Source organism: Sphingomonas benefaciens, from assembly GCF_052907485.1.
Genome location: NZ_JBREIC010000002.1, coordinates 122,937 through 144,639, shown reverse-complemented (window position 1 = coordinate 144,639; position 21,703 = coordinate 122,937). Strand labels below are relative to the sequence as shown.

Annotated in this window: 22 protein-coding genes; all 22 read left to right on the top strand. The window is 67.9% G+C overall.

Translation table 11 applies throughout. The features are described from left to right. The first annotated feature begins 8 nt into the window (after positions 1-8). The 22 genes from ACU5AX_RS09160 to ACU5AX_RS09055 all read left to right on the top strand — a co-directional run bounded on the left by ACU5AX_RS09160 (position 9) and on the right by ACU5AX_RS09055 (position 21,645). Entirely contained in the window at positions 9-236 is a 228-nt protein-coding gene (locus ACU5AX_RS09160) for a hypothetical protein (RefSeq protein WP_446690623.1), read from the top strand. Positions 237-240: 4 nt separating this feature from the next. Continuing rightward, positions 241-426, top strand: coding sequence for a hypothetical protein (locus tag ACU5AX_RS09155; RefSeq protein WP_446690622.1), 186 nt, complete (start codon positions 241-243; stop codon positions 424-426). Continuing rightward, the gene (locus ACU5AX_RS09150; RefSeq protein ID WP_446690621.1) at positions 423-1,061 is read left to right on the top strand and encodes a DUF3164 family protein; all 639 of its coding nucleotides are present in this window, start codon (positions 423-425) and stop codon (positions 1,059-1,061) included. Before ACU5AX_RS09155 ends, ACU5AX_RS09150 begins: the two co-directional genes overlap by 4 nt. After that, on the top strand, positions 1,062-1,424 hold the full coding sequence (locus ACU5AX_RS09145) for an HNH endonuclease (RefSeq protein ID WP_446690620.1): 363 nt from the start codon (positions 1,062-1,064) through the stop codon (positions 1,422-1,424). It abuts the gene before it with no gap. A gap of 293 nt (positions 1,425-1,717) precedes the next feature. Next, positions 1,718-2,113, top strand: a complete 396-nt coding sequence (locus ACU5AX_RS09140; RefSeq protein WP_446690619.1) for a hypothetical protein — start codon at positions 1,718-1,720, stop codon at positions 2,111-2,113. Position 2,114: 1 nt separating this feature from the next. Then, entirely contained in the window at positions 2,115-3,818 is a 1,704-nt protein-coding gene (locus ACU5AX_RS09135; RefSeq protein ID WP_446690618.1) for a terminase large subunit, read from the top strand. Positions 3,819-3,820: 2 nt separating this feature from the next. Beyond that, positions 3,821-5,167: a phage portal protein gene (locus ACU5AX_RS09130; protein ID WP_446690617.1), complete on the top strand. Its 1,347-nt coding sequence runs from the start codon at positions 3,821-3,823 to the stop codon at positions 5,165-5,167. Beyond that, entirely contained in the window at positions 5,164-6,087 is a 924-nt protein-coding gene (locus ACU5AX_RS09125; RefSeq protein WP_446690616.1) for a S49 family peptidase, read from the top strand. Before ACU5AX_RS09130 ends, ACU5AX_RS09125 begins: the two co-directional genes overlap by 4 nt. Positions 6,088-6,124: 37 nt before the next feature. Next, positions 6,125-7,435 carry a phage major capsid protein gene (locus ACU5AX_RS09120; RefSeq protein WP_446690615.1) on the top strand — a complete coding sequence of 437 codons (1,311 nt, stop codon included), beginning with the start codon at positions 6,125-6,127 and terminating at the stop codon, positions 7,433-7,435. Positions 7,436-7,504: 69 nt separating this feature from the next. Then, positions 7,505-7,678: a hypothetical protein gene (locus ACU5AX_RS09115; RefSeq protein ID WP_446690614.1), complete on the top strand. Its 174-nt coding sequence runs from the start codon at positions 7,505-7,507 to the stop codon at positions 7,676-7,678. 3 nt (positions 7,679-7,681) lie between these two features. Next, the gene (locus tag ACU5AX_RS09110; protein WP_446690613.1) at positions 7,682-7,999 is read left to right on the top strand and encodes a head-tail connector protein; all 318 of its coding nucleotides are present in this window, start codon (positions 7,682-7,684) and stop codon (positions 7,997-7,999) included. Then, positions 7,996-8,346, top strand: coding sequence for a phage head completion protein (locus tag ACU5AX_RS09105; RefSeq protein ID WP_446690612.1), 351 nt, complete (start codon positions 7,996-7,998; stop codon positions 8,344-8,346). The genes ACU5AX_RS09110 and ACU5AX_RS09105 overlap by 4 nt, the downstream gene beginning before the upstream one ends. Then, positions 8,346-8,918, top strand: coding sequence for an HK97 gp10 family phage protein (locus tag ACU5AX_RS09100; RefSeq protein ID WP_446690611.1), 573 nt, complete (start codon positions 8,346-8,348; stop codon positions 8,916-8,918). The genes ACU5AX_RS09105 and ACU5AX_RS09100 overlap by 1 nt, the downstream gene beginning before the upstream one ends. Next, entirely contained in the window at positions 8,915-9,328 is a 414-nt protein-coding gene (locus tag ACU5AX_RS09095; RefSeq protein ID WP_446690610.1) for a hypothetical protein, read from the top strand. The genes ACU5AX_RS09100 and ACU5AX_RS09095 overlap by 4 nt, the downstream gene beginning before the upstream one ends. A gap of 2 nt (positions 9,329-9,330) precedes the next feature. Then, on the top strand, positions 9,331-9,549 hold the full coding sequence (locus ACU5AX_RS09090) for a hypothetical protein (RefSeq protein WP_446690609.1): 219 nt from the start codon (positions 9,331-9,333) through the stop codon (positions 9,547-9,549). 69 nt (positions 9,550-9,618) lie between these two features. Then, positions 9,619-10,068, top strand: coding sequence for a hypothetical protein (locus ACU5AX_RS09085; protein ID WP_446690608.1), 450 nt, complete (start codon positions 9,619-9,621; stop codon positions 10,066-10,068). Between the two features lie 157 nt (positions 10,069-10,225). Next, entirely contained in the window at positions 10,226-10,660 is a 435-nt protein-coding gene (locus ACU5AX_RS09080; RefSeq protein ID WP_446690607.1) for a hypothetical protein, read from the top strand. Beyond that, positions 10,624-11,091: a phage tail assembly chaperone gene (locus ACU5AX_RS09075; RefSeq protein ID WP_446690606.1), complete on the top strand. Its 468-nt coding sequence runs from the start codon at positions 10,624-10,626 to the stop codon at positions 11,089-11,091. The genes ACU5AX_RS09080 and ACU5AX_RS09075 overlap by 37 nt, the downstream gene beginning before the upstream one ends. 37 nt (positions 11,092-11,128) lie before the next feature. Next, a complete protein-coding gene (locus ACU5AX_RS09070) occupies positions 11,129-16,351 on the top strand; it encodes a hypothetical protein (RefSeq protein WP_446690605.1) in 5,223 nt (1,740 codons plus the stop codon). Beyond that, the gene (locus tag ACU5AX_RS09065; RefSeq protein WP_446690604.1) at positions 16,351-20,352 is read left to right on the top strand and encodes a coiled-coil domain-containing protein; all 4,002 of its coding nucleotides are present in this window, start codon (positions 16,351-16,353) and stop codon (positions 20,350-20,352) included. Before ACU5AX_RS09070 ends, ACU5AX_RS09065 begins: the two co-directional genes overlap by 1 nt. Then, entirely contained in the window at positions 20,352-21,467 is a 1,116-nt protein-coding gene (locus ACU5AX_RS09060) for a hypothetical protein (protein WP_446690603.1), read from the top strand. Before ACU5AX_RS09065 ends, ACU5AX_RS09060 begins: the two co-directional genes overlap by 1 nt. A gap of 28 nt (positions 21,468-21,495) precedes the next feature. Further along, complete coding sequence (locus ACU5AX_RS09055) at positions 21,496-21,645, top strand: hypothetical protein (RefSeq protein ID WP_446690602.1); 150 nt, start codon at positions 21,496-21,498, stop codon at positions 21,643-21,645. Positions 21,646-21,703 lie beyond the last annotated feature (58 nt).

The following is a 21,703-nucleotide window of genomic DNA, read 5'->3' as shown; positions in this document are numbered from 1 at the left end:
ACCTCCGTATGGCCGACCAGCGCCTCATGGTCGATGAGTGCGAGCGCGTTAGCGCCGACCTCGACCGGCTCATTGCGAGCATGCGTACCGGCCGATCGCCGCTCACCCGGCACGGCGATCATATCGACCAGGTGGAGGCTCTCGGGCTGCGCCTCATCGCAGCGGCCCGTGGCCCTGGTCGACCCATCAATCCGCCGATCGCGCTCAGCGCCGACGGCCGCAGCGCAGCGTGGTGAAGCAATGATCGACGTCGCACATGCCATCGCCGCGGTAGCTGCGATCCCCGGCACCGTCGTGGCTATGCCGAAAAGCCAGATCGCCGAGCTGCTCGCCGAGGTCGAGCTGGGGCAGCGGGCGCGGCGTATCCTCGCGAACGCCGGGATCCCGATCGGCGCGGCGGCCGGCACGACGGGAGCACCGGCATGACCGACCTCGCGCACCCCAACATCATCACCGTCGGCGAAACCGACTATCTGCGCGACGCCAAGGGCAACTTGGTGCCGATCGCGACCGTCAAGACGGCCGATCTCCTCATGGACGAGCTGGTCCGCAAGGTGCTGGACCGCGCCCGCGAGCAGTCGGCGCAGATCGCCGCGTTCAAAGCATCCACCTTCGAGCAGGTCGGCTCGCTGCAGGCGCTGCTGGCGCAGCAGTACGGTGCCAGCGTTGGCGGCGCCAAGGGCAACCTGACGCTGCTGTCCTTCGACGGCTGTCAGAAGATCCAGGTGCAGGTCGCTGATCTGATCGAGTTCGGCCCCGAGCTGCAGACGGCCAAGGCGATCATCGACGAATGCCTGACGCGCTGGTCGGCCGGCAGCCAGGTCGAGCTGCAGGCCCTCGTCAACCGCGTCTTCTCGGTCGAGAAGCAGGGCCAGATCAACCGGGCCGAGCTGTTCATGCTGCTGCGCGTCGAGATCCAGGACGAGCAGTGGAAGAGCGCCATGGACGCGATCCGTGACAGCATCCGCCCCGTCGGGTCGCGCACCTATGTCCGCTTCTACGAGCGGCCGGCGCCGGACGCAGCGTGGCGCGCCGTGTCGCTCGACATGGCAGCCGTCTGATTGGGCAAGCTTAAGGCGATCGGTAGCAGCCTCACCAGGCTGAAGCCGACGATCGGGTCACTCGCGCCAGTTGAGCGCAGCACTGACGCTGAGCGGCAGCTCTTTGCCCCGTGGCGCGCCTGGTACAAGTCGGCACGCTGGCGGGCGTTGCGGCTCATCGTGTTCGCCCGAGACCTCTACACTTGCCAGTGGCCGGGCTGCGGCTTCACGACGGCGAACACCGCGTTGCTGGTCGCCGACCACCGCGAGCCGCATCGGGGCGACGAAGCGCGCTTCTGGGACATCGACGGGCTGCAGACGCTCTGCAAGCCCTGCCACGACCGGCATAAGCAGCGGGCAGAGCGGCGCGCAGCGCAAGGCTGACCCCCCGGGGGGGGCGGTCAATCTCTGACTGACCGCCGCCCCCTGGACCGGTCTCGCCGGCACGCAGAGATTTTTTCCCGGTGGGCGATCGGGGGTGCGCACTTTCGGGGCGGGAGGCTATGTGAATGGCGGCCCGCAAAACTGCTGACGAATGGTCGCGAATTCAGCGCGAATACTTGGCGGGCGAAGACTCGATCCGCGAAATAGCTGATCGATACGAGATCTCGGAAGCGGCTATTCGCAAGCGCGCGAAGGCGGAAGGGTGGGAAAGGCCGGTTCGCACCCGCGAACCAGTGCGCACTTTGCTGCCGGTACCGCGGCCGGCGATCGCGCAGCCGATCGAGCCGCCGGCGCCGGTCGAGAACGGCGAGATCGTCGATCATGCGCGCCAGCTGGTCGCCCGCATGCTCGACGAGCTGGATACGGTCACCAGCTATCAGGGCGAGCTGGAAGAGGTGATCGAGATCGCCACCGCCAACGATGAGAACGACCAGCGGCGCGACGCGATGATGAAGGCTGTGTCGCTGCCGGCGCGCTCGCAGATCGCGAAGAACCTTGCCAGCGCGCTGAAGACGATCAACGAGGCCGGCGGCCCGGCGAAGGGCAAGAAGGCGCAGGCGCAGGATCGCGCGGCGGCCGCCGGGCGGAAGTTCGGCACGATCGGCGCGCCGACCAGGTCGATCAACTGACATGTCGGTCACCTGGTCAACGGCCTGCCTGGATTGGAAGCGCAGGATCCGCGATCGCCGCACGCTGATCCCGTTCACCCCGCTGTTTCCAGCGTCGGCCGAGGCGAAGATGGCGGTGTTCACCGCGCTGCGGATCGCCGACCTCGGCATCAACCCGGCGACGGACGAGACCTGGACGATCGGCGAGTCGGCCGACGAATGGCTGCTGGACTTCGCCGCGGCGATCTTCGGCGCCTACAACCCCGAAACGGGCGAGCAGATGATCCGCGAGGGCATGCTGCTCGTCTCGAAGAAGAACACGAAGTCGACGATCGCGGCCGGCATCATGCTCACCGAGCTGATCTGCGGGTGGCGACCGTCCGACGAGAACCTGATCCTCGCGCCGACGATCGAGGTTGCCGGCAACAGCTTCAAGCCCGCGTGTGACATGATCCGCGCGGACGAGGAGCTGCTTGATCTGCTCCATATTCAGGAGCACGTCCGGCTCATCACCAACCGCGAGACCAAGGCCACGCTGAAAGTGGTGGCGGCCGACGCGGCGACGGTGTCGGGCAAGAAGGCCAGCCGCGTGCTCGTCGACGAGCTATGGCTGTTCGGCAAGAAGGCAACGGCGGACGCGATGCTGCGCGAGGCGACGGGCGGGCAGGTGTCGCGGCCGGAGGGCTACACGCTCTACCTGACGACGCAGTCGGACGAGCCGCCGGCGGGCGTCTTCAAGGACAAGCTCGCCTATGCGCGCGACGTCCGCGACGGGGTGGTGACCAACCGGAAGTTCCTGCCGGTTCTTTATGAATTCCCGCCCGAGATGCTCGCGGCCGATGAGCACCTCGATCCCGCCAACTTCTACGTCACCAACCCCAACCTTGGCCGATCGGTCAGCCAGACGTGGCTCGAGGACGAGTTCGCTAAAATCACCAACGCGGAGGACGGCACCAAGCAGGTGTTCTTCGCCAAGCACCTGAACGTCGAGATCGGCGTCGGCCTGCGTCACGATGCCTGGATCGGCGCCACCTATTGGGCCCAGGCGAAAGCCGCGGTCGATTTGTGGGATGGATCGCTCGAGCAATTCCTCGAGCTGGTCGAGGTCGCCGTCGCCGGCATTGATGGCGGCGGCCTCGACGACCTTTTCGGCCTGGCGCTGCTCGGCCGCCTCCGCGCGGATCCTCGCACCTGGTTGATGTGGAACCGCGCCTGGGCCCACCTCGACGTGTTCGAGCGTCGCAAGGACATCGTCAGCCGCCTTAACGGCTTCGTGAAGGATCAGACGCTCGTTCGGTGCGAGGATCCAACGCAGGACCTGGTCGAGGTCGCGGATCTGCTCGAGCTGGTGAAGGATCGGGGCCTATTCCCGGACGAGGCGGCGATCGGGCTCGACCCGCAGGGCGTTGCCGCGCTGGTCGATGAGATCATGGGGCGCGGCTTCACGGCCGAGCAGCTGGTGGCGGTGCCGCAGGGCTTCCGCCTCACCGGCGCGATTAAGGGCTCCGAGCGCAAGCTGAAGGACGGCACGCTGCTCCACGCGGGGCAGGAGCTGATGAACTGGTGCGTCGGCAATGCGAAGGTCGAGCCGCGCGGTAGTGCGATCCTGATCACCAAGCAGGTGTCGGGGACGGCCAAGATCGACCCACTGCTGGCGGGCTTCAACGCGGTGGTGCTGATGACGCGCAATCCCTGCACCAACACGTTCGAATATACGGGGATCTGAGCATGTCGATCAGCGGGTACCAGCTGTCGCGACGTGCGGCAGAAGCAGAGGCGCGTCGCGCCGGCCAGAACGTCGCTGCGCCGGCGCCGGCGGTGGGGCAGTCGATCGGGGCGGCGGCTGACGGGATGAACGATCCCGACGGCTTCACCGTGCTGAACCTGCTCGGCGGTACCCGGGGCGGCGCGATCGGCGAGCAGGCGGCCCTGTCGTTGCCGGCGGTGCTCCGCGCGCTCGAGGTGCTGACCGGCCTCTTCGCGATGACCCCGCTGATCTATTATCGCCGCCAGGGCGAGGACAAGATCCGCGTCGACGACGCGCCGCAGGCGAAGATGCTGCGGACCAGCTCGAACGACGTCCAGAATGCGTTCCTGTTCAAGGAGCTGATGCTGGGCGACATCATCATGTCCGGCGGCTTTGGCGGCTACATCCACCGCGATACGCTTTACCGGCCCGAGAAGCTGACCCGGGTAGATCCGCGCGGTATCGCGCCGGCGACGAGCTGGGACAAGCAGAACGGGCTCGAGGTGTTCTACGACACCTCACTGCCAGACGGCAGCCGCGAGCGGCTGACCCGCAACGACCTGTGGTTCGTGCCCGGCTTCTCGCGCGACGGCCTGGTCGGCATCGATCGCCTGAAGGTGCTGCAGGACACATTCCAGGCGGCGGCCGCAACATCGGCGTTCGCCGCCCGCTTCTGGGAGAACAACGCGCAGCCGTCGACCATCCTGACGGCCAAGGGCAAGATGGAGCCCGGCGCCAAGACCCAGATCAAGACCGACTGGCAGAGCCGCTTCTCGGGACCGCGCAACGCCGGCGCCGTCGCCGTGCTCGACCAGGAGATGGACGCCAAGTTCCTCGCGCACGACAACGCGAAGAGCCAGTATATCGAGGTCCGCGCCTTCTACGTCGTCGAGGTTGCGCGCGCCTTCGGCGTGCCCCCGCATATCGTGTTCGAGCTGAGCCGGGCCACTTTCTCGAACATCGAGCAGCAGAGCCTCGAGCTGATCCTCTACTCGATGATGCTCCACTATGAGCGGGTCGCCGCGGCCGCGACGCACCAGTTCGCTGAGGATGGCCACTTCTACGAATTCCTGCCGGACGCGCTGCTGAAGGGCGACCTGGCGAGCCGCTATGCCGCCTACGGACTGGCGATCGACAAGGGCTTTCTCAATCCCAACGAGGTCCGCCGGCGGGAGAACTGGAACGGCCGCGAGGGCGGCGACCAGTTCCGCGTCGGATCCGGATCGATCCTCGAAGGCCAGGAGCCGCCCGCGCCGGTCGATCACCGCCCGCCCGAACAGCCGAAGCCGAAGCCGAAGCGCTCGGCCGACGACGAGGAGCAAGAATGAACCAGCACGTTCTGGCCGCGATCCGTTCGCAGCCTTGGGCGATCATGCCCGGCTATCTCGAGGCGATCGAGCAGGTCGCGCTGCGCGTCCTCGATCATCCCGCGCTGCTCGCGGTGAAGGATGACGGTCACCAGGAGCGCCAGATCTCGGCCGTCGCCCAGATGGGCGAGCGGGCGCCCGGCACCCGCAAGGCGATGCTGCGCGATGGCGTCGGCATGCTGCCGGTCACCGGCCCGATCTTCCCGCGCGCCAACATCATGACCGATCTGTCGGGCGCGACCTCGCTCGACGTCGCCGCGGCGGATCTGCGGGCGCTGAACGCCTCGCCGGAAGTCCGGCAGATCCTTATGGTCGTCGACAGCCCGGGCGGCGCTGTCGCCCAGGTCAACGACTTCGCCCGCCTGGTCGCCAGCTCGGCCAAGCCGGTGTCGGTGCACATCACCGGCATGTGCTGCTCGGCCGCCTATTGGATCGGCAGCTCGGCCGCCGGCGGCATGAGCCTCGATCCCACCGGCATCGTCGGCTCGATCGGCGTGCTGATCTCGACGTCGTACCAGGTGCAGCCTGGCGCTGACGGCCGGCGCGACCTCGACATCGCCAGCTCCAATGCGCCGAACAAGCGCCCGGATCTCTCGACCGAGGAAGGCCAGGCGCAGATCCGCCAGATGCTCGACGGCATCGAGGAGATATTCATTTCCAGCGTCGCGCGCGGTCGCGGCGTCACCGATGCGGTGGTGCGGCGCGAGTTCGGCGCCGGCGGCACCCTCACCGGCAAGGCGGCCAAGGCGGCCGGGATGGTCGACCGGATCGAGGCCGACGGCCTGGACGGCGCGATCCGCCGGCTGACGAAGGCCGGCCCTGCCACACCGCGCCGGGATCGCGCGGCCAATGCCCTGACGCTCGCGCAGCTGCGCAGCTGATCCCGAACACCCGCATTTCAACCCAGGAGACGTGACTATGCGCATCACTGCGCTCAACCTTGCCCTTGCGGCCGCCTTGTCGGCCATGGACGGAATCCTCGGCGCGGCCGCGACCGATGGCGATCGCGACCTCACCGCCGAGGAACAGGCGACCTTCGACGACCACAAGGCCAATGCCGAGAAGCTCAAGGGCAAGATCGCCGTCGAGCAGGATCTGCTCGATCGCCAGGCGGCGGTTGCCAAGCCGATCACCGTGCCCGGCGGCCCGCAGGGCGGCCAGACCGGCACCGTGCCGGCGGCCGTGAAGGAGAAGATGGAGCCTGGCGCGATGGTCGGCCGCGTCGCGATCGCGATCGCTGCGACCGGCGGCAACGACCAGCGCCAGATGGCCGACCATGCGCAGAAGGTCTTCGGTGACGAGACCGGCCAGATCGTCGCCAACATGGAGCAGTCGACCAACACGAAGGGCGGCTATCTGGTGGACACGGCCTATAGCCGCGACTTCATCGGCCTGTTGCGCCCGCGCGTCGTGATCCGCCAGGCCGGCGCTCGCTCGGTGCCGATGCCCGATGGCAACATTACCATGCGCAAGCAGACCGGCTCGACCACGGCCGGCTACGTCGGCGAGCGCTCGCCGGCGCCGACCACCGACCTGACCGTCGGCACGCTGACGATGACGGCCAAGACGCTGCGCGCGCTGGTGCCGATCACCAACCAGCTGCTGCGCCGCGCCTCCTGGGGCGTCGACACGCTGGTGCGTGACGACCTGGTCACCTCGGCCGCGATTAAGGAGGACCAGCAGTTCCTCCGCGGCGTCGGTGGCCAGCTGACGCCGGCGGGCCTGCTGTCGATGATCCCGGCCGGCAACAAGCTGACCATGACGGCCAATCCGGACTTGGCGACGGTGACGTCCGACATGGCTCGGCTGAAGCTGCGCGTGGTCAATGCCAATGTGCCGATGTCGAAGTGCGCGTACATCATGTCGCCGCGCACCCAGAGCTTCCTTGAGAACATCCGGGACGGCAACGGCAACAAGGCGTTCCCGGAAGTCGCGGAAGGTCGGTACGGGATCTATCCGATCCTGGTCACCACCTCGGTGCCCGACAACCTCGGCGCCGGCACGAACGAGTCGGAGATCTACTTCGGCGACTTCGAGCAGTATCTGATCGGCGACACCTATCAGGTGACCCTCGCCGCCTCGGACAGTGCCGCCTACGACGACAACGGCACGATGCGCTCGGCCTTCTCGAACGACGAGACGGTGATCCGCCTCATCGAGGAGCATGACACTCAGCTCCGCTACGACGCCGCCTTCGCGGTGCTTCAGGGCGTGACCTGGGCCGACTGAGCCTAACCCACCATCCACCGACCTAGCGAAGGGCGTCCACGGGGCGCCCTTTGCGCATGGAGAGCCGACATGGCTGTGAAGTTCCTGAAGCCCTGCCAGCAGGGCACGCTGTACAACAAGGACGAGGTCGCGAGCTTCGACAAGGACGTCGAGGCGCGCCTGATCGAGCAGAAGTTCGCCGAGCGTCACTCGCCGAAGGCGGAAAAGGCGGCGGCCGCAGCGTCGACGGCGCCGGCGGCCTAAGTCATGGCTGACGCGCCCGTGATCGATGGCGTTGTGCTGACGATCGCCGCGGCGCGTCAGCACCTGCGCGTCAGCTCGAGCGTGACCGACGCGATGCTCGCGCCGCTGATCATGGCGGCCGAGGACAGGATCGTATCCTTCCTCGGCCGCCCGCTGATCGGGGCCGACGGATGGGCGACGCCGGCGGATGTCCCGCCGCTGGTGACGCACTGCGCCAAGCTCGCGCTGTCCGACTTCTACGTGAACCGCGAAGCGCCGCAGCTCACCGACGACCAGCTCCGCGCGATGATCGGCCGCCACCAGCGGCTGTCCGTCGCATGATCGTGCTCCCGGCGGGCAACCGCGACACGTTTGTCCGATTCGAGCGGCCGATCGCCGATGTCAGCTTCCGCGGCGCCGGCGCCGGCGGCTGGTCGCCCGTCGCCGAGGAGTGGGTCGAGCTGCGCGATCAGCTGCCGAGCCGCGGCGAGCTGCCCGCCGGCGGCATGCCGGTTTCGATCCGCCGCGCGCGCCTCCGGATGGAATGGCGGGACGACATCACCCCCGACTGCCGCGTCATCGATGGTGACAGCGTCCTGCAGATCATTTCCGGGCCGGCGACGGTCGGCCGCCGCGCCGCGCTCGAGATGATGCTCGAGGAAGTCCGCCCGGCCGGTAACGCCGCCTGATGGCGAAGAAGCGCAGCGGGCGGACGTCCGGCCGCCAGCTGAAAGATCTGCCCGAGCTCTTCCTTGAGCGAATTCTGCCCGGCGCCGGGCGCGCCGGCGGCCAGGTGGTGGCGGATGCTGCCCGGGAGCTGCTCGGCAGCAAGCGGGTGGACACGGCAAATGGCGGCAGCGCGCTGATCGCCGATGCGCTGAAGATCCGCATCCGCCGCGAGGGCACGATCATCCGCGGCAAGATCACCATGGAAGGGCCGGGATCATCCGTCGGCCGCTGGCTCGAATATGGTACGGCGCCGCACTTCATCAGCGTGGCGAATGTCCGCCTCGGCGTGACGGCTGCCCGAGCGAACCGGCGCCTGAAGGATGGCGATGCCGCCCTGCACGCCTCGCTCTTCATCAACGGCACGCCCGTTGGCCCAACCGTCTATCATTCTGGCGCTCGCGCCTTCCCGTTCCTCCGCCCCGCCTACGACGCCAACATGGATGCGATCGTGCCCGCCATGCTCGCCTACATGGCGAAGCGGATCACACGCGCCGGCGTGATCAGCGGGCCCGACATCGAGGCAGACGCATGACCGGAGCCGATATCGTCGGCGCGCTGCTGCGCGATTACGCCGCGTTGGTCGAGGAGGTGCCGATCGAGCGGATCAAGGGCGGCCGGCTCCCTGCGAACATTGCGCTTCCCGCGCTGCTCGTCCGGACGATCAGCAGCGCCGAGCGGCAGCGCCTGCGCCGCGGCGATACGACCCGCACCAACGATCGCGTCTCCGTCACCGTCCGCGCCAGCAGCTGGGATGAGCAGATCCGCATCCTCGACCTGGTCGTCGAGGCCTGCGCCGATCGCACCGGCAGCATCGAAGGCGCCACCAATTACGCCGTGCTCACTGCCGGCCGCGGCCCCGACATGGATGGCCCGGGCGATAGCTTCGAGCAGGCGCAGGATTTCCGGGCGAGCTTCGACAAGCCCAACCCACGAGGAGACTGACCATGTCCGACGCCGAATCCCAGACCGTGCGCGCCATGCCGACGCGCGACTTCAGCGACGCCGGTAGCGAGCGTAATTTCACCGTCGGCCAAGCTGTCGACCTGACCGCAGGCGAGTTCGCCAATTTCCAGGCCGCCGGCCTGGTCAAGGCCGAGCCCACCGACGCGCCGGCGGCCGATGCCGGCGAGGCCACGCCCCCGGCGCGCCGCGGCAGCAAGTAACCCGCGCGGCCGCCGCCTGGCGGCCGATCATCCGCCGGCTCGCCGGCAATCCCAAATGAAAGGACTATCATGGGATCGCAGACTGCGGCGGGCTCGACGCTCGCCATTTCCGTCGCTTCGCCGGCTACCTCGGACGCGACCGGCTTTGCCGCGCTCAGCTTCACCGAGATCGGCCAGGTCGAAAAGCTCGGCTCGTTCGGCCCCAGCTTCGCCAAGGTGGAGTTCCAGCCGCTGAAGGGCGCCAAGCAGAAGTTCAAGGGCTCGGTCGACTACGGCGCGCTGCAGCCGACCATCGCGATCGACAGCACCGACGCCGGTCAGACGCTCCTGCAGACCGCCGGCGCCGATGAGAGCCAGAAGCTCTACTCGTTCTGCGTCACGTTCCAGGATGGCGCGAAGCGCTACTTCCAGGGCCGTGTGTTCGGCATGCCCGAGACGGCCGATGGCGCCGACTCGATGGTCACCGCCGCGCCGTCGATCGAGATCTGCACGAAGATCGTGAAGGTCCCGGCCGCCTAAGCTCCGGCCTGACGCCTAAGCTTGGCCGCGCCTCCTGCGCGGCCGCCCCTTTCCCTACCGGCGCCCGCGACGCCGGCCTCTCTGCACCGGCTCGCCCCGCTCGTCGCGGGTATGCGGGGCGGGTCGGTGCGCCATCCTCCCGCGAAGGATCATCACCATGACCAAGCTTCTGAACATCGCCACCTTGGGCGTCGCCGCTGTGGCCGCTTTGCACGTCAAGAATGCGGCCGGCGAGCCGCTCTATGCGGACGAAGAGCGCACGCTGCCTGTTCGTATCCTGCTGCACAGCCCGGGCAGCGAGATCGCCAGCGTCGTCGAGGGGCGCCAGACCGCCCGTTCGCTGAAGCGGATGCAGGATAACGACGGCAAGATCACCGCCGGCACACCCGAGGAGCGCAAGGCCGAGACGGCCGCGGATCTCGCAGCGCTGACCGCCGGCTTCGAGAATTTCACCTATGGCGATGGCAGCCTGTCCGGCGAGCGGCTGTACGTCGCCGTCTATTCCGACCAGGCGCTCGGCTTCATCACCCGCCAGGTGGCGAAGTTCTTCGGCGATTGGGGAAACTTCAGCGCCAGCTCGAGCAACGGCTGACGCTCTGGATCCGGCAACTGGCGTGGCTTCATGCCACGCCAAAGCCGGATGCCCGAAGCAAGCGCGGCCAGATCGAGCCTGACGCGCCGCGGCCGAGCCGCATCGAAAAGTTCAAGGCGCGCAAGATTGAGCCGCGCATGCCCCCCAATCCGGCGCCGCACATCACCGACCGCCTGATCGAGATCGGTCTGACGGAAGCTGCCGGCATGGGGGCGGGCCCGATCTCCTGGCTGACGATCGAGGCATGGAAGCGCGCTACCGGCGTGCCGATCGAACCGTGGGAGGCGCGCCTGCTGCGCCGCCTCTCGACCGCATATCTGGCCGAGAGCCGGCGCGCGGAAACCGAGGCCTGCCCGCCGCCCTGGCGGACTGCGATCAGCGCGCGCGAGCGCGAGGCCGACGAGGACGCTCTGCGCAGCGTGCTCGGCTGATCACCACCAACCGCCGCCAAATTCGGGGAGGATCGCCATGACCGACGAACTGCCCGGCTTTGGCGTCGGCTTCATGATCGATGCCGGCGACAGCATTGCCCAGCTCGCCCAGCTCGACGCGCTGATGAAGTCGACCGAGGCGAAGATCCTCGGCCAGGCGCTCGCGATCGAGAAGGCGACCAAGGGCATGATCGACGTCGCCGATTCGTCGGCGAACGTGCGCCAGCTCGCCGATACGACCGCCAAGGCTACCGCCGACATGAAGCGCGACCTCGGCCAGGTCGGCGCCGCCAAGGAAGCGCTCGATCGCGCGCTCGCCAACACCACCGTCAGCACGACGGGGCCTGCCGCATCCGGCGAGCAGGCGAAGCTGACGCGTGAGATCAACACGACCGAGAAGGCGATCGAGCGCCTGGTCGCTCAAATGGATCGAGAGGCCGCGGCGATCGGCCGGACCCGTCAGGAGCGTCAGACGGCGCTTGCCGAGGAACTACGGGCACAGGCGGCAGCTCAGGGCAACACCGATGCAGTTGAGCGCCTCGCTGTGGCACAGCGTACTTTGGGGGCCGCACGAACCGCGGCATCGGAGGAAGCAGCCCGGGCTGCCCAGCAAGAGGCTGCCGCGATCGAGGCCGTCGCCCAAGCGAACCGATCCGCCGCGCTCGGCGTGCAGCAGTTCGAGGCATATGCGCGTACGAAGATGCGCGCCTACCAGGAGCAGCAGCGGGAGGCCGCGGCGGCAGCACAGGCGGAAGAGGAGCTGGCTCGCGCTGGGGAGCGCCTGCGCGTATCGGTGGATCCTGTCTACGCGGCGCAGCAGCGCTTCAATCACGAGATCTCAGAGGCGCGCACCCTGCTAGGTGCCGGCGTCGTCTCGCTCGACGATTATTGCGCCAAGCTTCGGATCGAGAAGCAGCTGCTCGAGCAGACGTCGAGCAGCCACGGCCAGGCAGCAGAAAAGTCCAACGCGCTCCGCTACGCCTACCAGGATCTCGGCTATCAGATCCAGGACGTGGGCGCGCAGCTCTCCACCGTGAGTGGTCCGAGCGGTCTCCTCCGCATCTTTTCCCAGCAGGGCGGCCAGATCTTCGACGCGCTCAACCGCATTTCGATGGCGAGCGGAGAAGCGGGGAAGGAGATCAAGTCCGTCGGAGGCGCCAGCGAAGAGGCCGGCACCGATATGGGCGGGCTCGGCGATCGTGCGATCGGTGTGGCCGAAAAGGTCCAGAATACCGGCTCAAAGCTTGGCGCCTTTGCATCGTTCATGGCGGGGCCGTGGGGCGCCGCCATCATGGTCGGCATCACCGTGCTCGGTCCACTCGTCGCCAAGTTGTTCGACACCGATGACGCGGCAAAGAAGGCCGCCGAGGGGCTGAAGACCTTCCAGGATCGTCAGTCGGATATCGGCAACTTCATCGATACGACCACCGGGAAGCTGACCGAGCAGAATCGGACTCTTGTGCTGAACGCGATCTTGACGCGTCAGGCGCAGGTTGCGGCGAACGCCAAGGCGATCACCGAAGGCAGAAACGCTGCCTTCGAGATGGCTCGCAAGACTTACACGGCCAAGGCACCGTCCGCGGGCGTTGGCACCGCCAACGTCTCCCTGATGTCGATGGGTGTCACCGATCCGGACGTTCAGCGCGCGATCCGTGACGCCGGCGGCAACGTCGACAAGCTGTCGCAGAGCATCAACAAGCTCGCCACGACGACGCGACCCGATCTGAAGAAGCTCAATCTCGATCTGTCGACGCAGGCCGGTGCTGCGATCCAGGCGCAGCGCGAGAACGAGAAGCTCGGCCGCGAGCTACGTGCCTTGGGGGGCGACACCACAGCACTTGCGGGTTCTACGACCGCCCTCATCGACAAGCAGGTTGCCCTGGCCACCGCGACAACGCCACTGCTCAAGGCTCGTGCGCAGCTGGCGATCGTGCAGCAGGGTGCCGCTGCGGCCGATAAGGCGGGCGGGGCGGCGCTGGTGAAGTATCGCCAGGATCTCACTGCAGCAACCAACGCCGTGAATCAGGCCGAGGCGGCGCAGAAGGCGGCCGCCGCGGCGAAGCGCGAGGGCACCAAGGAGTCGAACCGTGCCGCGGCCGAGGCCCGGAAGGAGGCCAACAAGGCGGCCGAGCTGGCGCGCGAGGCCGAGGCCATCGAAGCGCAGACCCGCAATCTCTATGCCCTAGCCGACGCCTACGGGAAGTCGGGCGGCGCCGCGCTGATCGCCGAGGCGGCCGTGAAGGCCGAAAGCCACGCGATCAAGGAACAGGCGGACGTCACTGCGGCGATCAACCGTCAGGTTGGCCTGGCGATTGCGCAGCGCGTATCCGACGCCGAACGCGGCACCACGGCTTCGCGCGAGCAGACCGCCGCGCAAGAGGCGATCAACGCACAGGTGAAGGCCGGCCTGGTGCCGGCGGAGCGCGCGGCCGAGCTGGTCCGCGACCGGATCGCCGATCTGCCGCTGCTCGCCGCGATCGAGGCGGCGCAGCAGCGCGGCCTGACCGAGCAGGCCGAGCGTGCGACCAAGGCGCTGAAGGACCAGCAGGCGGCGCGCGCGGCGGCCACCGGCGCCGCGACCACCGCCTCGTTCAACGCCGACGATCAGGCCGCGCGGCAGCGCCTCGACGAGCTGCGCGAAGAAATGCGGCTGGTCGGCATGACCGACATGGAGCGCGCAAAGGCGCTCACCACGATCCGTGCGACCAACGAAGCGAAGGCCAAGGGCTATGACCCGACGCAGACCGACGCCTATGTGAAGCAGCAGGTCGAGATCGCGGTCGCGCAGCAGCAGCTAACGGACAAGACCGACGCCTGGAACGCATCGCTCAGCCGCTCCTCCGAGCTGTTCGACGAGATCGATCGGTCGGCGCAGCAGGCCGCCCGCGGCATGGCGGACGCCTTCGGCGACGCCGGCGCCGCGGTCGGCGACGCCCTGACCGCGATCACCGGCTATTACGCGCAGCAGGCGCGTCTCGAGGAAGATCACCAGGCCGCGCTTCGCAAGGCCGGCACCGATCAGAAGCAGATCGCCCACGAGCAGCAGCTCTACGCGATGCGCTCCTCGTCGCTGCAGATCGGCGCGTTCGGTGACATGGCGGCAGCCGCCAAGGGCTTCTTCAAGGAGGGCTCTGACGGCTACAAGGTGCTGACCGGCGCCGAGAAGGCCTTCCGCCTGGTCCAGTTCGCCCTGTCGGTCCGCGCGATCGCGCAGGATGCGATCGAGACCGGCAGCAAGATCGCGAGCAGCGCCGCGCGCACCGCCGCGCATGCCGTCGAGGCGGTGGTGAAGGCGATCAGCAGCCTGCCGTTCCCGCTCAACATTGCAGCCGGCGCCGCGACGATCGCCGCGCTCGCCGGCATCGGCGTGTCGGTCGTCGGCGGCCTGTCGGGTGGCAAGAGCAACGTCACGCCGGCGAACACCGGCACCGGCACGGTCCTCGGCAACAGCCAGGCGCAGTCCGCCTCGATCAAGAATTCGATCGACGCGCTAAAGGAGGTGGACACGTTGACCAACTCCTATGCGCGCGAGATGAGCGCCTCGCTGAAGTCGATCGACAGCCGGATCGGCAACGTCGCCTCGCTGGTGGTGCGCTCTGGCGACACCGCGACGCAGGTCGGCGTCACGGAAGGGTTCAAGCCGAACGCGATCGGGTCGGTGCTCGGCGCCATCCCGCTCGTAGGTGGCTTCCTGTCGTCGCTGTTCGGCAGCAAGACCGATATCCTGGCCAACGGCCTCTATGGCAGCGCGCAGTCGCTCGGCAGCATCCTGTCGGGCGGCTTCAATGCCCAGACCTATGCCGATGTGCAGAAGACATCGAAGTTCCTCGGCATTACGACGGGCAAGAAGACGTCGACGCAGTATGGCTCGATGAATCCTAACCTCGCCAGCCAGTTCACGCTGATCCTGCGCTCGTTCAGCGACGCGATCGGCGCGGCCGCGGTGCCGCTCGGCCAGTCGACGCAGGAGATCCAGAGCCGCCTGAACGGCTTCGTCGTCGACATCGGCAAGATCGACCTCAAGGGGCTGACCGGCGAGCAAATCCAAGAGAAGCTGTCGGCGGTGTTCGGCGCGGCGGCCGACAAGATGGCCGCCGCGGCGTTCCCAGGGATCGAGCGCTTCCAGAAGGTGGGCGAGGGCGCCTTCGAGACGCTGGTGCGGGTGTCGTCGACGGTGGAGGCGGTCACCACCGCGCTCGACCAGCTTGGCGCGTCGACCCGCTCGCTCGGCATGGATGCAAAGCTCGGCCTGGCCGACCAGTTCGACAGCATCAGCGACCTCACCAGCGCCGTCGACAGCTATTTCTCGGCCTTCTACACCAAGGAAGAGCAGGCGGCCGCGAAGGGCGCGCAGCTGTCCAAGGTGTTCGACAGCCTCGGGCTGGCGATGCCGGCGTCGCTTGCCGCCTTCCGCCAGCTGGTCGAGGCGCAGGATCTGACTACGGCCGCCGGCCAGGCGACCTATGCCACGCTGCTGAAGCTGGCGCCGGCGTTCGCCGACCTCAAGTCGGCCATGGATGGCGCAAAGAGCGCGGCCGATATCCTGTCGGAGCGCGAGGGGCTGCAGCGTCAGCTGCTCGAGCTGAACGGCGACACCGCCGCGATCCGTGCGCTCGACCTTGCCAAGCTCGATGCCAGCAACCGCGCCCTGCAGGAGCAGATCTATGCGATCCAGGACGCGCAGGACGCCGCCAAGGCGGCCGACGAGCTGCGCCAGGCGTGGACTAGCGTCGGCGACAGCATCATGGACGAGGTGAAGCGGATCCGCGGCCTCACCGATGCGAGCGGCGGCAATACCTTTGCGACCTTGCTCGGCCAGTTCAACGCCGCGAACCAGGCGGCCCGCGCCGGCGACCAGGACGCGGCCAAGAGCCTGCCGGCGCTCAGCCAGGCGCTGCTCGGTAAGGCGGCCGACGTGGCGACCAGCCGGCAGGAGCTGGCGCGCATCCAGGCACAGACGGCAGCCATGCTCGAGGCGACCTATGGCGTGATTGGCTCTTCGACCGGCCAGAAGGCGACGTCGACCAGCGACAAGGTGACCGCGGCGGCCGAAAGCCAGGGCGCATCACCAACGGCCGCCGCGGCGAACGATGACGTGGTGACCGAGATCCGCGGCCTCCGCGCGGACGTCGATCAGCTCCGCCGGGAGAACAACGCGGGCAGCGCGGCGATCGCCAGCGGGGTCAACAAGACGGCCAAGATCCTCGAAAACGTGACCGGGCCCAGCGGCGGTACCGCCGTTGCGGTGGCGAACGGCTGATGCGGGTCGAACTGGACGACGGCTCGGTCGTCGAGCTGGGCACGGTCGAGACGGCGCCGACGATCGGCATCATCGACTATAGCCGCCGCGACACCGATGCTTTCGGTATCACGACGGTGGTCGAGCGCGGCTTTGCCCGGCGCATGTCCGTGCGCCTCGCCATCCCGTCGGCCGACGTCGATCGCGTGCAGCAGCAGCTCGCCGCGATTCGGGCCACCGCCGCCCTGTGGGTGGCCGACGACGATATCGCCAGCCTGTCGGTGCGCGGCTTCTTCAAGGAGTTCGAGCTCGATCTGGCGGTACCGCCGCTGAGTTACTGCACGCTGACCGTCGAGGGGCTGGTCTCGACGATCGACACCGTCGAGACCGGCATGGACGCAGCGCCCGCCGGCGACGCCTCGACCCTACTGCTGCTCGATCCGATCGCGATCGATACCAGCGTGTTCGCCGGCAGCAACATCGACGAGGGCGGCACCGCTGCCTGGGTGGCGTCGGTGTCCTATGCCAAGGGCGCGCAGGCGATCCGCAACCATCGGATCTGGGAAAGCCTCTTCGACGCCAATGTCGGGCACGATCCGGTCGAGGATGCGACGCGCTGGGTCGATACCGGCCCGACCAACACCTGGGCGATGTTCGACCAGGCGCTCGGCACCAAAACTCACGGCGCCGACGATATCATCGTCTCGCTGCACCCGCCGAGCGTGGTGACGGGCCTCGCGATCCTCGACACCGACGCCGGCTCGATCCGCGTTCAGGCCCCCGGCTATGACCGGACGCAGGACGTCGATGCCAGCGGCAGCGTCCTGTTCGCCGACCTCGATGTCGCGATCGGCGGCCCGATCCTCGTCACCGCCACGGCCGCGGCGATCGCGGGCACGCCGGCGGTGTGGTCGGACAACGACGTATGGCAGGATGGCGGGCGCTGGGCCGACCGCACGATGGGCGGTGACGGTACCGTTTCGATCGGCACGCTGCTGATCGGCGCGCTGCGCGGGATCGGCATCACCGAGGCATCGCCGACGGCCGGCATCACCGACTATTCGGTGAAGGAGACCGACCAGTTCGGCGAGACGACGGTCACGCCGCGCACCTATGCCAAGCGGATGACGGCGCGGGCGCTGATCGACAGCGCAGCGGTCGACCTGGTCGCCGCGCGCATCGCCGCAGTGCGAGCCCGGCCGGCGCTGTGGATCGGCGACGTCGGCAGTGACAGCCTCACCGTCTACGGCTTCTTCAAGGACTTCTCGATCGAGATCGCGGAGGGCGTCAGCAAGTTGTCGCTGTCGATCGAGGGCTTGAGCGAGGCGGCCGATGTCGCCCCACTCATCGGCGCGATCGACTGGCCGGACGTCGGCGATCCCGATGGCACCAAGCCCGCCGACAACGCCGACAAGACCAGCGAGAACACGTCCAAGGACACCGAGGCGGTCGGCGGCAAGCCGGCGGGCGAAATTCTCAGCGCGATCGGCGAGATCCCGCAGGTGCAGAAGGCCGTCGAGGACGCGACCGCGGCGATCGGCCAAGTGCGGGATGATGCCGCGGCGGCCGTGCAGGACGTCGACGCCCGGCTGGCGACGGCGCGCGGCGACCTCGACAAGGCGGTCGGCGATATGCTCGCCGAAGCCGCTCGCGCGCAGGGTGCCGAAGAGGACCTGGCGCAGCGGATCGAGAACCTGTCCGCCAACGGCGGCTATGACGACACGGCGGTCCGCGCGCTGATCAACGACGTCGACACCGCGCGTGCAGACGACAAGCGAGCGATCACGCAGCGGGTCGAGGACGCCGAGACCGAATATCGCGGCCTCGATGCCACCACGAATACCCGGATCGCGCGGACCGAGACGGCGCTTAGCGATGCGCAGCGGTCGATCGCGCAGCAGATCACCGAGGTCACCACCGATTACCAGGGCTTAGATCGGGCGACGAACAGCCGGATTACCAACTCGGTCGCGTCGCTGTCGGATGCCGATCAGTCGCTCAGCCAGCGGATCGATGCTCTTGTCGCACAAGGCGGCGGTGGCAGCGAAGGCGTCGACAGCGTTGCACGGTCGGAGGTCAGCCGGGTCGAGCAGGCCTATATCGCCGCGGACGTTGCGATCGGGCAGCGGCTCGACAGCGTCTCGGCGAGCTTCACCCGGTCGGGTGGCAATCTGATCCCAGGCAGCGAGTTCACGACGCTGGATGGCTGGTCGCTCAGTGTAGCGCTTCCGGGCACCACGCTGTCGCGCAATGGATCGGGCAGTGACTGGTTTCCGGGCGGCGTCGAAGATGTGATGACGCTCCGGCAGGTGGGCAATAATGCCGGCGCGTATTGCGAAGTCATGAGCGCGCCATTCGCCGTGCAGCCGAGCGCCTGGTACCAGTTCTACGTCTTTTCCTCGTCGCATCGCGCGCGCAACTGGGTAACGCTGTTCTACTACGATGTGAGCGGCGCTTTCATCGGGTATTCGGGCGAGAACATGGCGCCCCGTTACGACAACGGCGGCCGTGACATCCGGGGCTGGGATCAGAACGGGCTCAAGGCGGTGCAGGCGCCAGCATCGGCCGTCTACGCCCGCATGGTGCTGCGCAAGTACGACACGTTTCCCGATAAGGGGGACAGCTATGCGTGGTGGTGGCACCCCTATGTCGGCGAAGCGCGCGAGGGGCAGACCAATTGGAACCCCTATGCGGTAGGGAACAGCCGCGGCGCCCAACTCGCCGCCAGCGCCCGGATTGATCAGGCGGCGACCAGCGCGGCGAACGCCTCGCAGGCGGTGGCGAACCTCTCGACCAGCGTCGACACCCGCTTTACCGGGGTCAACCAGACGCTCGGCACGTTCGATCAGCGCATCACCGGCCTGTCGACGGATCTGAGCGGCTATGCCGGCCGGGCGACCGTGCTGGAGGCCGCGGCCTCGGCTGGCGTGGCGGCGGCCCGAAACGATCGCTTCGCCTATTGGACGGACGGGCAGCGATACGCGACCGGCTGGATCGATTGGCCGACAACTCCGCCGCCCGCGTCGTACATCGTACAGCGCGTGGGGAGTGATCTCGGTTCGCCCTACGGCGTCCGGACGGAAGCCAGCGCTGGTCTCGACTGTGGCTTCTGGCAGGTAGTGCCCGTATCGCCGGGCCTCTGGATTATCGAGGTCACCGCTCGCCGGGTGTCGGGCAGTCTCAGCGGCGCTGGTGTGACGCTGAGCGGCCAATGGAACCTCGATTTCCTGTCCGACCCCGACATCAACGGCCGGGTCGGCGACAGCGTCGATGGCCAGATCCGCACCTGGTCCAAGGCCGTGAGTATCGACGAGAGGACCGGCCAGACGGTCAATCTCCATGCGATGCAGGGCTGGTCCGGCTTCGGTCGCGCCATCGCCTCGCACGCAATCGTCTGGTCGAAGCTGTCGCTTCGCCCGGCGAGCCCTGGCGACATCGCCGGCATCAAGAACGCGGCCGACCTCGTCAGCGTCACCGCGCGGGTGCGGGCCACCGAGGACGTCGTCGCCGATCTGCCGAACCGCTACGCTGCGGCGTCGCGCGTCAACACCGTCGAGGCGCAGCTGAACCGCACCGCGGCCAGCCCGCTCAACAGCTATGTCGACGCGGTCAATGGCCGGATCGACAGCGTCAACAATGGCACCGTCGCCAGCCTCAATGCCCGGATCGAGGACCGGGCCAACGCCATCGCCGACGCGAAGGTCGGCCCCGTCGCGCAATCCGTCCAGAACGTCTCGACGCAGGCCGGCGATGCGTACAGCCGAGCGAGCGTGGCGCTGTCGGCCGCCAACGATGCGGCGGGCAAGCTGTCGGCCGCGCGGCTGGATTTCTCCGCCGTCACGTCCGGCGGCCGTGCGCAGGTGGTCATTCGGTCCGACAATGCGAACGGTGCCGCGGTCGACATCATCGGCGACACGCGGTTCCTCAATCAGAACGGTGGCGGCAACATCATCTCGATCAGCGCCACGTCGGGCATCACCATGACGACGCCGGGCGGCATCACCTATGTCGAGATTGGCTGATGCCGGTGATCTTCCGGGACCGGAACACCGGCCGCACGCTGTTCGACACGACGACGCGGTCCGGCAGCTTCATCGCGGCGCTCGACATCGGCGGGGCCGGCTCGGCGCAGGATGGTTCGTTCGGGCATCCGCTGCTCGCGATCGGAACGCCCTTTGCCGTCGCAATGAGCGGCGGGGTCAGCTTCACCCGTGAGAATGTCTACCCGTCCTTCAGCTTCTCGGGGAACACCTTCTACTGGCACTATCCGATGGCCAGCGCCGGCGCCGACTGGCAGCACCCGCCGTGCCGAGTGCTGCTCGGCGTGAAGCCCGGCAGCGGCCCGCTGCCGCCGATGACCGGGCCGAAGCTCTGCATCCGCGACCAGAACACCGGGATCATCCAGCTGTTCAGGGGCGGCCTATGCTTCCAGCTGGCGGGGAAGGGCACCGTCACCACCCGCACGGACTATCGGGTCGGCAACACCGGGCGCAGCGTCATCCTGATCCCCAACAATCCGTCCGGCACCACCCGGCTGATCGCGGTGCGCAGCACCAGCTTTGCGGTTGCCAAATGGGGTAGCATCACGATCGGCGGCCAGGTCTATGCGATCTACAGCTGCGGCACGACGGCGACGGGCCAGCCGGTCGACTATTGGATCTTCGATCTGCCTGAAAACATCCCGACAGGCGGTGACGGGCTTCGCCTGAAGGACCCCGACAGCCTCCGGATGCTCTACAACAGCAACTGCGACGCGCTGCGCATCATGGACGTGCCGACGCTCAACGCAGGCCTCTACAATTCCAGCGCGAGCGTCAGCTATCCGTCGGGACGCACCTATGCCGTCGTGCAGCCGACGATCGCCGGCTACAATTCGTCGACCGAGGCGCTGTACCGTGATGGCCTGCTGATACTCGACGACGGCAACTATGACGGCAGCTATCACACCTGGGCACGCCAGAACGACGGCAAGCTGCTCGGCACCTGGGTCGATGGGGCGACGGTCCGCGTCGACCCCGTCAGCTTCGACGACGTGATCGGGCAGACACCTGGCTACGCGCCGCAGCCCGACCCGGCGACCGTCTATTGGTCCAACCCGATGACCAACCTGATCGTCGTCGACGTCACCGATCTTTAGCCTTCCACCACAGCAGAAAGACGAGACAATGAAGAAGCTCCTTGCGCGATTCCTCGCGTGGGTGAGCCGCGTGCTGCGCGGCCGCCCCGACGACCAGGCCGTCCCCGGTGGCGGCGGTGGCGGTGGCCTCGATCAGGATCACCCGTCCAAGCAGATCGAGCTGCCCCGGCCCGAATAACACCCTCGGCCGGTCGCCTCGCGCGGCCGGCCGCCCTTCCGCGCTTCCATCCCTGGAG

Bases quoted from the DNA above. Each gene is read 5' to 3' on its own strand.
- ACU5AX_RS09155 (WP_446690622.1), top strand. From the start codon at position 241: ATGATCGACGTCGCACATGCCATCGCCGCGGTAGCTGCGATCCCCGGC.
- ACU5AX_RS09105 (WP_446690612.1), top strand. From the start codon at position 7,996: ATGATCGTGCTCCCGGCGGGCAACCGCGACACGTTTGTCCGATTCGAG.
- ACU5AX_RS09095 (WP_446690610.1), top strand. From the start codon at position 8,915: ATGACCGGAGCCGATATCGTCGGCGCGCTGCTGCGCGATTACGCCGCG.
- ACU5AX_RS09070 (WP_446690605.1), top strand. From the start codon at position 11,129: ATGACCGACGAACTGCCCGGCTTTGGCGTCGGCTTCATGATCGATGCC.
- ACU5AX_RS09100 (WP_446690611.1), top strand. From the start codon at position 8,346: ATGGCGAAGAAGCGCAGCGGGCGGACGTCCGGCCGCCAGCTGAAAGAT.
- ACU5AX_RS09055 (WP_446690602.1), top strand. From the start codon at position 21,496: ATGAAGAAGCTCCTTGCGCGATTCCTCGCGTGGGTGAGCCGCGTGCTG.
- ACU5AX_RS09130 (WP_446690617.1), top strand. From the start codon at position 3,821: ATGTCGATCAGCGGGTACCAGCTGTCGCGACGTGCGGCAGAAGCAGAG.
- ACU5AX_RS09125 (WP_446690616.1), top strand. From the start codon at position 5,164: ATGAACCAGCACGTTCTGGCCGCGATCCGTTCGCAGCCTTGGGCGATC.
- ACU5AX_RS09060 (WP_446690603.1), top strand. From the start codon at position 20,352: ATGCCGGTGATCTTCCGGGACCGGAACACCGGCCGCACGCTGTTCGAC.
- ACU5AX_RS09135 (WP_446690618.1), top strand. From the start codon at position 2,115: ATGTCGGTCACCTGGTCAACGGCCTGCCTGGATTGGAAGCGCAGGATC.
- ACU5AX_RS09080 (WP_446690607.1), top strand. From the start codon at position 10,226: ATGACCAAGCTTCTGAACATCGCCACCTTGGGCGTCGCCGCTGTGGCC.
- ACU5AX_RS09090 (WP_446690609.1), top strand. From the start codon at position 9,331: ATGTCCGACGCCGAATCCCAGACCGTGCGCGCCATGCCGACGCGCGAC.
- ACU5AX_RS09110 (WP_446690613.1), top strand. From the start codon at position 7,682: ATGGCTGACGCGCCCGTGATCGATGGCGTTGTGCTGACGATCGCCGCG.
- ACU5AX_RS09160 (WP_446690623.1), top strand. From the start codon at position 9: ATGGCCGACCAGCGCCTCATGGTCGATGAGTGCGAGCGCGTTAGCGCC.
- ACU5AX_RS09150 (WP_446690621.1), top strand. From the start codon at position 423: ATGACCGACCTCGCGCACCCCAACATCATCACCGTCGGCGAAACCGAC.
- ACU5AX_RS09065 (WP_446690604.1), top strand. From the start codon at position 16,351: ATGCGGGTCGAACTGGACGACGGCTCGGTCGTCGAGCTGGGCACGGTC.
- ACU5AX_RS09120 (WP_446690615.1), top strand. From the start codon at position 6,125: ATGCGCATCACTGCGCTCAACCTTGCCCTTGCGGCCGCCTTGTCGGCC.
- ACU5AX_RS09115 (WP_446690614.1), top strand. From the start codon at position 7,505: ATGGCTGTGAAGTTCCTGAAGCCCTGCCAGCAGGGCACGCTGTACAAC.
- ACU5AX_RS09085 (WP_446690608.1), top strand. From the start codon at position 9,619: ATGGGATCGCAGACTGCGGCGGGCTCGACGCTCGCCATTTCCGTCGCT.